This is a genomic window from Methanohalophilus sp. DAL1 (genome assembly GCF_001683555.1).
Taxonomy (GTDB): domain Archaea; phylum Halobacteriota; class Methanosarcinia; order Methanosarcinales; family Methanosarcinaceae; genus Methanohalophilus; species Methanohalophilus euhalobius.
The window spans coordinates 82,658-95,261 of record NZ_MAFX01000042.1 but is presented as its reverse complement, the minus strand read 5'-3'; the positions used below and the strand labels follow the sequence as shown (position 1 = coordinate 95,261).

At 40.5% G+C, this 12,604-nt stretch carries 10 protein-coding genes and 2 pseudogenes; 7 read left to right on the top strand and 5 right to left on the bottom strand.

The genetic code is table 11. The features are described 5' to 3' along the window. From A9957_RS08175 to A9957_RS08160, 4 genes and pseudogenes are all read left to right on the top strand, one after another. A pseudogene (locus A9957_RS08175) lies at nt 1-257 on the top strand (heavy metal translocating P-type ATPase); the annotation flags it as partial. A 79-nt stretch (nt 258-336) separates the two neighbouring features. After that, nucleotides 337-1,230, top strand: coding sequence for a formylmethanofuran--tetrahydromethanopterin N-formyltransferase (gene fhcD, locus A9957_RS08170; protein WP_292343838.1), 894 nt, complete (start codon nt 337-339; stop codon nt 1,228-1,230). A gap of 24 nt (nt 1,231-1,254) precedes the next feature. Further along, nucleotides 1,255-1,755, top strand: coding sequence for a PH domain-containing protein (locus tag A9957_RS08165; protein WP_243641505.1), 501 nt, complete (start codon nt 1,255-1,257; stop codon nt 1,753-1,755). After that, complete coding sequence (locus A9957_RS08160; protein WP_292343836.1) at nt 1,748-3,184, top strand: PH domain-containing protein; 1,437 nt, start codon at nt 1,748-1,750, stop codon at nt 3,182-3,184. Before A9957_RS08165 ends, A9957_RS08160 begins: the two co-directional genes overlap by 8 nt. Before the next feature lie 119 nt (nt 3,185-3,303). Here the strand turns inward: A9957_RS08160 and A9957_RS08155 are convergent, their stop codons facing one another. Together A9957_RS08155 and A9957_RS08150 are read right to left on the bottom strand one after the other, a co-directional pair. Further along, entirely contained in the window at nt 3,304-3,726 is a 423-nt protein-coding gene (locus A9957_RS08155; protein WP_128754318.1) for a hypothetical protein, read from the bottom strand. Nucleotides 3,727-3,781: 55 nt separating this feature from the next. Beyond that, nucleotides 3,782-4,798, bottom strand: coding sequence for a hypothetical protein (locus tag A9957_RS08150; protein ID WP_096712864.1), 1,017 nt, complete (start codon nt 4,796-4,798; stop codon nt 3,782-3,784). A gap of 202 nt (nt 4,799-5,000) precedes the next feature. On the opposite strand from A9957_RS08150, the gene A9957_RS08145 reads away from it, so the two are divergent. Then, on the top strand, nt 5,001-5,438 hold the full coding sequence (locus A9957_RS08145; protein ID WP_241645917.1) for a transglutaminase family protein: 438 nt from the start codon (nt 5,001-5,003) through the stop codon (nt 5,436-5,438). Nucleotides 5,439-6,061: 623 nt separating this feature from the next. Beyond that, on the top strand, nt 6,062-6,628 hold the full coding sequence (locus tag A9957_RS08140; protein WP_096712865.1) for a hypothetical protein: 567 nt from the start codon (nt 6,062-6,064) through the stop codon (nt 6,626-6,628). Between the two features lie 168 nt (nt 6,629-6,796). On the opposite strand, the gene A9957_RS08135 is transcribed toward A9957_RS08140, so the two are convergent. From A9957_RS08135 to mfnA, 3 genes and pseudogenes are all read right to left on the bottom strand, one after another. Further along, nucleotides 6,797-8,137 carry a TraB/GumN family protein gene (locus A9957_RS08135; protein ID WP_096712866.1) on the bottom strand — a complete coding sequence of 447 codons (1,341 nt, stop codon included), beginning with the start codon at nt 8,135-8,137 and terminating at the stop codon, nt 6,797-6,799. Nucleotides 8,138-8,150: 13 nt separating this feature from the next. After that, nucleotides 8,151-9,251 carry a CBS domain-containing protein gene (locus tag A9957_RS08130; RefSeq protein WP_096712867.1) on the bottom strand — a complete coding sequence of 367 codons (1,101 nt, stop codon included), beginning with the start codon at nt 9,249-9,251 and terminating at the stop codon, nt 8,151-8,153. Between the two features lie 230 nt (nt 9,252-9,481). Beyond that, nucleotides 9,482-10,480, bottom strand: a pseudogene (gene mfnA / locus A9957_RS08125) (tyrosine decarboxylase MfnA); the annotation flags it as partial. Nucleotides 10,481-11,175: 695 nt separating this feature from the next. Between mfnA and A9957_RS08120 the strand changes: the two are divergent. Then, nucleotides 11,176-12,411, top strand: a complete 1,236-nt coding sequence (locus A9957_RS08120) for an ORC1-type DNA replication protein (RefSeq protein ID WP_292343834.1) — start codon at nt 11,176-11,178, stop codon at nt 12,409-12,411. Nucleotides 12,412-12,604 lie beyond the last annotated feature (193 nt).

Sequence of the window (12,604 nt, the reverse complement as noted above, 5' to 3'; positions counted from 1 at the left end):
TGGAGACGGCAGATATTGTGCTGGTACGCAGCAATCCCCTTGATATGATAACTGTCCTGGACCTCTCGGCAAAGACCTATGGGAAAATGAAACAGAACCTGTTCTGGGCCACAGGTTACAATGCCATTGCCATCCCACTTGCAGCAGGGGTGCTGGCGGGACAGGGAATCCTGCTGTCTCCGGCTGTAGGAGCGGTACTTATGTCGCTGAGTACGGTTATAGTTGCAGTCAATGCAAAATTCCTCACCCTTGAATGAGACAAAAAGCAATGTCGAAGACTATTTGTACTGCAAACAGTATCTCCCTTGTACCCTTAATTAAAGAGCAGGTGTCATTATGGAAATTAACGGAGTAGAAATCGAAGATACTTTTGCAGAAGCATTCCCGATAAAGATCGGAAGAGTACTGATCACAGCCGTGAACGAAAAATGGGCAAGGGTAGCTGCACAGGAAGCTACAGGTTTTGGTACCTCTGTCATCATGTGTCCCGCAGAAGGCGGTATCGAAAGGGTTGCCAGTCCTGATGAAACCCCTGATGGAAGACCTGGTGTTTATATCCAGCTCTGCACCTTCGGCTACAAGTCCCTGGAAGAACAGCTCCTGGAAAGACTGGGCCAGTGTGTATTGACCGCTCCCACAACAGCAATGTTCAACGGTCTCCCGGATGCTGAAAAACAGTTTGACACCGGTTTCAAGCTCAAATTCTTCGCAGACGGTACAGAATCCGAAACCGAAGTCGGTGGCAGGAAGGCCTATAAGATTCCAATGATGGAAGGTGACTTTATTACCGAACACTCCATGGGTGGAGTAAAAGGTATAGCAGGAGGGAACTTCTTCATCTTCGGAGACTGCCAGATGAGTGCTCTCAATGCCGCAGAAGCAGCAGTTGAAGCTATAGAGAAGGTAGAAGGCTCCATTACTCCATTCCCCGGTGGTATAGTGGCCAGCGGCTCCAAACCAGGTGCCAACAAGTACACTTTCCTCAAGGCAACAGCAAACGAAAAGTTCTGCCCCTCCATCAGAGACCAGATAGAGGATACCCAGATCCCCGAAGGTGTGGGAGCAGTTTACGAGATCGTTATCAACGGTATCAGTGAAGAAGCAATTTCCAGCGCAATGTCAGCCGGTATAAAGGCATCCGTAAAGGTGCCTGGTATCAAGAAGATCTCCGCAGGCAACTACGGCGGAAACCTTGGCCCCTACAAATTCAATCTCCATGACCTCGTATGAGCCGGGGTCCTCTTTTTTTCTTTTTTGGATCCGGTAATGATGTTTGAAAATGAGCCTTCTGAATGTATCGATTCACGTGCATTGAAATCCTGGTTTGTAAGCGGACTCTTGCTAGGTATTGTCGCCTTTTCGATTCCATTAGCATACATTTTTCTGATAAGTCCTGCATGGGATTTACCTCGAGAATGGGGCTGGATAGGTATAGCACTGGTTACAGTATACACATTATGGTCAGCAATAATTGCACCACAACTCAGGATACGTTTCTGGCGCTATGAAATAAGAGAAAATGAAGTAGATATCCAGAACGGTATTTTCATAATCAAAAGGACCCTTATCCCTATGGTCAGGATTCAGCATGTTGATACTGAACACGGTCCTGTGATGAGATTCTTCGGGCTGGCAACATTAAGGATCTCCACAGCTGCTACAGACCATTACATTCCCGCTCTATCAAGGGAAAAAGCTGCAGAGCTCATGGGAGAAATAGCAGCTCTTGCAAAAGTAAGTGATGAAGATGTCTGAATATAAGCGCCAGCATCCCGTCATGATAATCCTGGAGACGTTCAAAAGCATAATATATGCAATACCACCGGTGTTCTTCTTTGCATTATCCCTAAGGGATGAATTGAGCAGTGTGGACATTCCTTTTCTGGCTGCTATCGCTTTGATCGCAACCCTTACATATTCTACAGCAAAATGGTATTTTTTCACCTATCAGTATGAAAACGGCTACCTGCACATAAGAAAGGGATTGCTGTTTAAAAAAGAGAGATCAATCAAGAGAGAAAGAGTCCAGACGGTTAATGTAATCACAAATTTTATACAAAAACTCCTGGGTGTCACGAGTTTACATGTCAAAACAGCCGGCAGTACAGAAGCAGAACTATCACTCACTGCTGTAACCCTGCAGGAAAGCCAGAACATAAAGACCTATTTAGAAAACCATGCAACAAACGAATCCGGCAAAAATCATGCAGAAGTATCAGAAACCGGGAATGAACAAGTAGATACTGTAAATACTTACAATGTCCCACTACGGAACCTGCTTCTGGCAGGAGCCACTTCAGGAAGGTTCATGTTACTTTTTTCCCTTATAGCGGCTGCATTATCCCAGCTTTATCCATATATTCCTGAAAGTTATATGGGACTCATTCTTGAGCAGGTAATTCCCCGGAACAATATCAATATCAGTCTACTCCTGATACTAATATTTGGATTATTGCTGCTTTCATGGATCATATCAACCCTGGTCTTTGCAGTCCAATTCGCCAATTTTACCCTGCAACGCCAGGAAAATGATATCCGGATATCCTACGGCCTTATTGAACAGAAGGAATACAACCTGAATATGAAACGAATCCAGGCTCTGTCTGTAAAGGATAGTTTGCTGCGACAGCCCCTTAACCTGTGTTCGATCTATGCAGAAGTTGCCGGAGGCAGCTCTGAAAAACAGGATTACGTGACTACATTATATCCCCTGCTGAATTTAAGGGAACTGTCAAGATTCATGGACAACATGTTCCCTGAATATATTATTCCTGAAAATATGCATCCTCTGCCATTAAGGTCAAGGAAACGCTATATTATACGCTTACTGGTTCCGGCTATTGTTATTGTTTTATTGCTCCAGCTGGTTCCCTACGGATGGGTCTCCCTGCTGGTCCTGCCCCCTACCTTCCTATTGGGGCTTTCCCGCTACAATACAGGAGGAACTGCCATCCTGGAAAAACAATTAACGCTCAGATTCCGCAATATCCACCGCTATCATGTATTCGTATTGAGAGACCATATCCAGACTATGCAGATAAGTTCCAACCCTTTCCAGCGCATGAGTGACCTGAACACAATCGGGATTTCCGTATTATCATCAAGAGGCGGAAACAGGTTTGCACTCGCTGATATTGACAGAAAAGAAAGTGGGAAAATCTGGAACTGGTTTTCCCGCAACTAAACACGATCCACATTAGAGACCCAGCAGGGATAATCCCAACGAGAAGCAGCTGCTTATCAGCTCCAGTGGAACCATTCCTGAAAAAGTTATTCTTACATGCATATACGAAGCGATGGAAGTTACATTGAATCAACAAGTTTATCAATTGTTACAAGATCAAGAGGTGAGTTAATGACATCATAGTAAACTTCATCAACTTGCATAATTTTAGAATCTACAATAACTATATTTGAGATTTTACTGGAACCACTGTAAAATTTTATTGAATAACGATACCCGAACATAGGCTCTTGATTACCTTTTTCTTCCAATGAATACCTATCAAGTTGACTGATTAATTTTTCTATTTTTACTCTATCATTTGTTGTACTCAAATCTCCACTCATTCCATTCCTGACGGAAACTTTTGTGATTATATGCTGATCGATATCTGTCAGTTCAGTGACTTTTTTTTCTTCAGTTTGATTTGATATACAACCAGAATAAATTACTGTGCTGCACAGGATTAAACATAAAATTAAACTGTTCATTATTTTGCTCATTTTAAATCCCCAAAAATAAAAAAGAAAATATTCTAATAGAATATTTTCAGGAAAATTATTCGATCCACACTTGGTTAATAAGATAGTCACCAACAAGAACATTGATATTGTTATCTCCCCACCCATTATTGACCACGATATACGGTTGCGGAACAACATATGGGACATCCTGTACAAAGTATCCATGTGCTATTATCCAATGGTCATCAAAAGTTGGATGATTATTAGTCGAAACATCGACAGGTTTATCGTCATCTATGAGAGACATTAATTTACTGTAATCGAAAGCAATTGCGTAAGCACTGTACTCATTAGCAAGATTTCTATCTTCAATATAACTGTTCAATCCATTCCTTAATTGCCATGCATACGTCCCACTATTATCAATATAACCATTGGTTATAAAATCTAGCAAATCATTCTGATTTTCATAACCGGAGGCTACAAAATCATTATCAAGGTAATCATCCAAATAAATTAAATTGATTCCAGCAGCAATTGGACCACAATAAATATTGTTGTCTTCCCAAGTCCTTAATGAATGGCTCAAAATACCACTTGCACCCGAAAGTAATTGAACATTAGAAGTTTCCATAAATATCTTCTTCAATTCAGAGAGTCTCTTAGATTTATTCACCCTTTCCTTTTTGTAAATGTAAGCAGTTTTGATTCTTTCACTTTTTAGTTCTCCTTCAACATAAGCAAGGGGTCCATTGTAGTAATAGTTTTTATTTTTGTCAACAAATGGATTTTCGCTTGTCATTGAATATTCAGGCACAGATAAATCGTTTACATTAATAATGATGTAACCTTCATTATTTACCGAAAAAGCAACAGCTTCAACATTACCTTCCAGATTCTTCAATGGAATTGAAGAAGTCAATTCTGCAGAATAGCCCATTTTTTCTAGGAATAATTTACCATATTCTTTTTCAATACTGAAATCAATATTTTCAGCCTTTACTCCCACATTTTCATTTGCTTGAGCACTCACCGTAGGCACAAATGCCATGCTCACCAGCAACATTGCAGTTAGTATTATACCCACTCCAGATTTTGCATTTATTTGCATTTATTTTATCTCCTGATTTATTCAGTTCAGGAGGCAAAGCCATGCTTATATAGCGTAAAAAACAAACCTAGCTTTGCCTCAGGGCACTGGGGTTCAGCCATCACTGCTAGGTCAAACTGAACCCCAAAATATCTTCACGATATTCTAAAAGAGAGTTTTTTTATTACTATAAATATTTTATGACCATATCATCAAACTGAAGGTGAACAAAATTAAAAATAGAGAAGATATGCAGGATTACCTGAGAGTGACTGAAATAATCGACTGGAACCACCCAGAGGTACTAAAAAGGCAAAGGAGCTTGCAGCTGATCATACTAGATTCGGTTGAAATATCCAGACACTGTTTTGAATGGGTGCGGGATGAAATACTGCACAACAATGATTACAAAATGAATCCTGTTACCTTAAAAGCCTCAGAAGTTCTGGAACACGGTACAGGTTACTGCTATGCTAAAAGCCACCTGATGGCAGCCTTTTTGAGGGCAAACTCCATTCCTTGTGGAATTTGTTATCAGCGTTTGAGCAGGGATGATAACGGGGAACCGTTCTGTCTTCACACTCTTAATGCCGTATATCTTCCTTCCGGTGGATGGTATCGCATTGATGCAAGGGGTAATAAAGAAGGAGTTGATGCCTGATTAACACCCCCTGAAGAACAACTGGCCTTTGGGATAAAATTCGAAGAGGAGGCAGATCTGCCTGAAATCTGTCCAGACCCGCTTCCTGTTATCGTTGAGGTGTTGAAAAAATACACCAGCTATGACGATGTTGCCGAAAATCTGCCAGATATACAGCTAATACAAAAAAAAGGAATGTTGATGATTTGAAATTCTTACAATCCAAACCTTATCATCAAATTGTTAAAACAGATGCTCACAAGCACAAGTTCCTATCAAGAGGCGGAAACCGATTTGCACTCGCTGATGTTGACAGAGAGGAAAGTGGGAAAATCTGGAACTGGTTTTCCCGCAACTAAAGTTACCTATAATATTGGTAATATACCGGGACCACAGTTCCTGTTCAAATGAAGGGATTCTACAGAGATTTATCTTTTAGATGAATATTAACCCAAGTGATGAATCTTCATTATGATTATTAATTTATAGAATACTGTACATAAGAAGTTGCAATGTGGGGCTCACTTGAACCTTGTAAGAACCGTTGAGTCCCACATGTACGCTCAAAGGCATCGCTAAGTTTGCTGTTTATACTACATAAGCGTAGCTTTGCCTCTGGAGTAAACAAACGAGGTAAACAAAGAATGAACAAAAATAGATTAGCTGGAATGGGCCTGTTGCTTATGACATTGCTGTTAGTAAGTATGGCTTTTGTATCTTCTGTGAGTGCACAAACTGATTCATTGAGCAAAAATAATTCGATTGATAACCAGAGCCTCAATAGAAACATCGTTTTAGATGCAGATATTGATATCTATCCTGACACGTATTCTTACAACAAGTATGATTATGGAACAATTAATGTAAACATCGATAATTATGTACTTCCTGGTGGATTTAGCAACTATTTTTTAAAAATACCAGACGGTGTCGAATATAAAGAAGTATACGATGGCAAAGAGCCAGACAACGTATATTATCTTGGAAATGGCGAATCGACTATTATTCCAGAGTGGGGAAGTGTTAATGGACCTGCTACAGTATTATATTGGATGGACCTTCATACATTTGGATACGATGAAAATATGAAGGTAAAAGTAAAATTCAATAGTATAGATGACTTTGAATTTTATGCCGGAGATTCTGCAACTGAAGCAATAACAGGAGCTACAGCAACTGATAATGATAGGTTTACTGTAAACGTATCTTAATTGAAAAATATAGAATGGTCTAGTTTAATATGACCATTCTATATCTCTTTTTATATATTTAGTTGAAACACAAGATTGTCTATCCTATTTAATCTATCTAAAGTTAAACAATTTTTTATTCAAATGTTAGTAGCACAATAACCAAATATCCTATTTTTCTCTCATTATTTAAATACCAAGTCTTATCATCAGGTTATTAAGGCCCGCTTCAATAATATCTCTGGGATCAAGTCCTGTTATAGTCACGACTACATATAGTGCAATTATACTACCGATTACACTTCCAATATTTGCAAGACCAGCTACTAATATTACCCTGAAGAAATTATTCTTCTTCATTTCACTGAAGGTTTCAAGCTTCATTATTTCCTTGAGATCATCGGTCGTGGGATGGCGCTGTTTTGCTTCCACAATACCTGCAAACCAGCCTGCAGCCATCATGGGATTCAAGGAAGTCAGCCAAGCCACACCAAAGGATGTTGCAATCGAATAGGGGTGGCCACCTGCAATAATCGTTCCTAGAGCACTGAGTGTACCATTTATTGCAAACCACCACCCAAAAGCAATCAATAAAAGTTCGATAGAAGTACCTGAAATGATAAGCAAAAGGAAGATAGCAAGTGCCAGAGCCACGATACCGATACCGAATACCTTCATCAAACTAAAGCGTTTCTTGGGCAGGGTTACCAGCGAGGATAACGGGGGTATGGTCCTGGGGTCGGAGAGATATTTCTCGATACCACTCCTGTGACCCGCACCCACAACAGCCACTATATTCTTACCGCCACCTGCAGCCGTTCTTGCCAGACTGCCTGCAATGTAGGCATCCCTTTCATCAATAAGTACTTCTGCAGCACTGGGGGAGGTATGACGTAATTCCTCGATCAGGACTGTAACTGTATCCTGTTCGGTGATATTATCGATATCGATCTCATCACCGCCTCCAATTCCCAGAGCTGCAGCTATCAGGGTTCCTATCATTTTTGTTTTTTCGATCAAACCCATTTTTCCCCAGAAACGCTGGAGAGTTACCTGGATATCACGGTCTACAAGGGCAACATCCGCCCCAATTTCTTCTGCTGCTTCAATAGCAGCTAACATTTCAGCACCGGGCTGTACTCCCATTTCCTTGCCTATCCTTTTCTGGACATGGGCCAGCAGCATGTGGATCAGGAAAAAATAGACCTTGCCCTCTGCAAGCAGTTCCTTAACAGATATATCCGAGGTTTGGGTTTTACCCTTAAGGGCATCATAGCGGCCCTTACACAGTTCAACAGCAACGACATCAGGTTGTTGGTTGTGAATTGTCTCCTTTACTTCACGGATACTTTTTTCCGAAACATGGGCCGTTCCCACCAAGCTTATCCTGGAAGGAGCAGGAGCCACATTTTCAGAAGTGGAATCTGTTGAAAAGTCGTGTTCCTGAACTTCAGAAGAGCTGGTGGTGCTTTCATAGTTATAGCTCATGGTGTCTTGTCGGGAATCAGTAATATACGGGTCATTAGCCATTAAAATCCCTGTTTTACTCACTTAAAAGTGTCATTGTATGCATAAGGTCTGTTCTTGAAAGGATGCCAATAATCTCTCCATCTTCCATTACCACAAGGCGGCCCACGTTATTATTGTTCAGGACCTTGAAGGCTTCAGATGCATTCTCGGCAGGTGAGATAGTAACCACATCCCTTGTCATCACATCGGAAACGAGGGTACTTATCCTATCCACTTGCGCTACCTTATGTACATCCGTAAACGTAACAATACCTTTTAAAACATTGTGCTGGATCACCGGATAACCCATATGTTTGTGTTCAAACATGAATTGTACGAGTTCTTCTAAGTTCATCTCAGGGGATACTGAAATAACATCACTGCTCATCACATCCTTTACCATGACATTCTCAAGGGTACGGGTAACAGCAGTGGAACGTTCCTCTCCTGAAGCTCCCATATAAATAAATACCGCAATCAACAAAAGCCAGGGATTCCAGGGATTGGAAAGAATACCCAAAAGTGCCAGCATAAAAGCAAAAAATTTCCCGACATTCGCTGCGTTACGGGTTGCCTGTATATAATTCATATGACGGGCAAAAAATGCACGTAAAATCCTACCCCCATCCATGGGGAAAGCAGGAACCAAGTTGAATGCCCCCACTACAATATTGATGGAAGCAAGGATATAGACAAGACGATAAGGTATGGTAGTAGAATAACCTGCAACCATCATATCTACAATCAAATTCAATCCAAACAGGATACCACCAATCAAAAAACTTACAAACGGTCCTGCAAAAGCCATTTTTGCTTCCTGGTCGGGTTCACGGGGCATCTCTTCCATGGAAGATACACCACCTATCAAAAAAAGGGTGATGTTATCTATCTTAACCCCATACTTTTTTGCAATATAGGAATGGCCCAGCTCATGCAGGAGTACACAGGTAAAAAGGAGGATTGTTGTCAAGAGAGACAGGCCGTAACCTAATAGGGCAGGCTGGACATCTGCAAATCCAAAGGGTTCGGGTACACTTGAAAAAACAAATGCAAAGAGAAACAGTACAATAAGAAAAGTGATCTGGATCAATATAGGGATACCCATTACACTACCGATTTTGAAAGAAGTTTTCATAACTGAACCTTTTTAAGTTCCTATTATTTAGTTATTTAGTTTTAGTGATGTAAATGAGTACCTGACGAATAATACTTTCACACCGCTTGGTTTCAAGATATATACCCCTGGAGACCTATTGGGAAATAGTCACGGATTCGATGGGCACACGCCTTTACAAGTTTCAAGGCTAGGTGCCATCGATCATCCCCTCAACCGTGATACCAAGCACCCTTTTTATTTTTTTATTTTCAAGATTGGTTTACAACTGCATCCAGATCCGCAAGAAACATATCTATAATCTCATTATCCAGATGGGGCATGATAACCAATCTTAGTGCCTGCGGATTTCTCGTAAGAGAAACACGCCATCCAAAATCCTCGTAAAGTCTGTTTTGGATTTCAACTGGTGACTCTACATCCAGAGCCACGATATTCATCACCGGTTCTATCACCGGCTGGATTCCTATATTCCTAGCTCCTGCAACAAGCCTGTCAGTCATATCCATACATCGTTGTACGATGGCACCATAACCTTTCCTTCCAAGATGGCGCATAACTGCGTAAGTGGATACTACAGCTGCTCCACTACGGGTACCTGTCAGGGAATACTGACTGCTTACAGTAAGATAAGGGGTCTTTACCGTCAGATTGTCAAGATCAAGACTGTGGCGCAGAAGCAATCCTCCTGAAGGAATGGTACTTAGACCCATTTTGTGGGGATCTATTGTTACAGAAGATACACCTGCAATTTCAAAATCAAATTTATATTTAGGTTTGAGGAAAGGCAGCACAAAGCCCCCGAAAGCCGCATCTACGTGGAAAGGTAAACCCTTTTCGATAGCTATGCCAGAAAGGGTTTCAAGAGGATCTACCTGCCCAAACTCGGTAGTACCAGCTATACCCACCAATCCTACGGTATTGCTATCTATCAGGGAATTAACTGCATCCGGATCCACCTGTAAATTGTCAGAAAGAGTCGCTCTGCGTATATCTATACCTGAAAGATCACCAACCTTATCAAAGGAAAAATGAGCTGAATCAGGAACAACAATGTTAGGATTTACAATTGATTTATTACGATTACGCATAGCTCTTACAGCCTGGATATTTGATTCAGTACCTCCTGTACTGATATAACCACAGGCATCCGGAAGATGTAACATATCACCCAGCATCTTTACGACCTGTTCTTCCAGTTCAAAGGTTCCCTGAAAAAGACCTGGATCTCCCATATTAGCTTCGATGAAAGTACAATGAGCATGCTATGCTATTTCATGAGGATAGGTGCACATGGAACTCAGAACTTTCCTGTAATCACTATCCCTGTTTTTTTTTTGAGATAATTCCTTTAGAACTGAATCTCTTGTGATGCCATTGTTATACATGGGAATCCTTTTCCTAGAAGAGCTTTTTAATTATAATCGTTTTGAGTTAGATTTGATTTTCAGATTTTTAAAATTTCAGGAATTGCTAGAGGGGCACCCCATAGTTTCTATTGGAAACATAGTTCAATTTGAAAAAAGGGATTTTTGTAAAACAAAGTTTTATATACTAAAACCTCTCTACTTACACTGCTATATTTTTTCAACATATTAAAAATATGTATTTCATATTTTTTCCTATCTCCAGTTGAAACCATAGGGTCTCTCCCCTTTATAAACTTTCCAAGCGAAACAAAGGGGTCTACCTTTTTTGTCATTTAAACATTTCTAATATCAATCCAGAATATTTAATTTATTTTATAGGTGCAGTTGAAACAAAGGGGTCTTTACCATAACTGTTAAGAATAGATACCTATATTTCCATTAGAGTACTAACAGAGGAAAAATTACGTCCTTTTGCATATACCAAATATTGCTAAGAGGAGGTACCCGCTTTGGTTTCAATCTACTAAAAAAAACGATTATACGGTATTGGCATATTACAAATCGAAGGTGTTTGGATGGATAATGGTTCACTTGATGGGTTATTTGAAGAGTTATTGGAGACAGAATCCCTTTTTAAGAATAAGGAAGTGTTGAGACCTGCGTATACACCGGAAAATCTTCCTCATCGTAGTAACCAGATAAATAATATTGCTACGGTACTGGTATCAGCTTTGAAGGGTCATACACCTTCTAACATTCTCATTTATGGAAAGACAGGTACAGGTAAAACTGCTGTTGCTAGATATGTGGGTATTGAACTTGAAAGGAAAAGTGATCATCTCAATGTACAATGTAATGTGCTGTACATAAATTGCGAAGTAATAGATACACAGTACAGGTTACTGGCTAATCTTGCAAAACAATTCGGTGAAGATGTCCCTATGACAGGATGGCCTACAGATCAGGTCTTTTTCCGATTTAAAGAGGCAGTGGATACCCGCAAACAGGTAATCATAATAATTCTTGATGAAATTGATAAATTGATAAAAAAAGGGGATGATGTACTCTATAATCTTTCTAGGATGAATACGGATCTTAAAAATGCCCGGGTAAGCATGATAGGTATTTCCAATGATTTGAAGTTCACTGAATTTCTGGATCCACGTGTGAAAAGTTCTCTGGGAGAGGAGGAAATTATTTTTCCACCCTATGATGCCGAACAGATAAGTGATATTCTCAGGCAGCGTGCTGCTATTGCTTATAAGGAAAACAGTATGGATGATATGGTAATTCCTCTATGTTCTGCTTTTGCGGCACAGGAACACGGGGACGCACGGCGTGCTCTTGATCTTATGAGGGTTGCCGGAGAAATAGCTGAGCGTGAGAAGAAGAACATAATCGAGGAAGAACACGTCAGGCAGGCTCAGGAAAAGATCGAAGTGGATCGTATAGTGGAAGTTATACGTACTCTTCCTACCCAATCCAAACTCGCTCTCTATAGTGTAATGCTGCTACGTAATAATGGCCACCGTAATGTGACAACGGGTGAAGTGTATAACGTTTACAGGCAGTTATGCCGCAATGTTGATACCGATATCCTGACCCAGAGAAGGGTCACCGATCTCATCTCAGAACTTGATATGTTGGGTATCCTCAATGCTATAGTCGTGAGCAAGGGCAGATATGGCCGTACCAAGGAAATCGTATTGAGTGTGCCTGTTGAAAGCACCAAAAAAGTATTGCTTGAAGATTATCGCCTCAATATGCTGGCCGATTTCAAACCGGTTCTGACAGCCCAGATGCATCTTTAAACCGGAATAACTAAATATTAATTAAGCTTCATTTCTTTTAATGTTAACTACCACCACTAACTATGATTTTGGTGCAAAATGTGTAGTAATAGTGGTAGTGCCATCAGCTTGAGCGAGAAGTGAAGAAATTATTCTGGCTCAAGTGCGCTGTTTTGGATTAATTATTCATGAATACATTTTGTATCTTGTGCCG

Coding starts and splice junctions, on each gene's coding strand:
- fhcD (WP_292343838.1), top strand. CDS start 337: ATGGAAATTAACGGAGTAGAAATCGAAGATACTTTTGCAGAAGCATTC.
- A9957_RS08160 (WP_292343836.1), top strand. CDS start 1,748: ATGTCTGAATATAAGCGCCAGCATCCCGTCATGATAATCCTGGAGACG.
- A9957_RS08155 (WP_128754318.1), bottom strand. CDS start 3,726: ATGAGCAAAATAATGAACAGTTTAATTTTATGTTTAATCCTGTGCAGC.
- A9957_RS08150 (WP_096712864.1), bottom strand. CDS start 4,798: ATGCAAATAAATGCAAAATCTGGAGTGGGTATAATACTAACTGCAATG.
- A9957_RS08140 (WP_096712865.1), top strand. CDS start 6,062: ATGAACAAAAATAGATTAGCTGGAATGGGCCTGTTGCTTATGACATTG.
- A9957_RS08135 (WP_096712866.1), bottom strand. CDS start 8,137: ATGGCTAATGACCCGTATATTACTGATTCCCGACAAGACACCATGAGC.
- A9957_RS08130 (WP_096712867.1), bottom strand. CDS start 9,251: ATGAAAACTTCTTTCAAAATCGGTAGTGTAATGGGTATCCCTATATTG.
- A9957_RS08120 (WP_292343834.1), top strand. CDS start 11,176: ATGGATAATGGTTCACTTGATGGGTTATTTGAAGAGTTATTGGAGACA.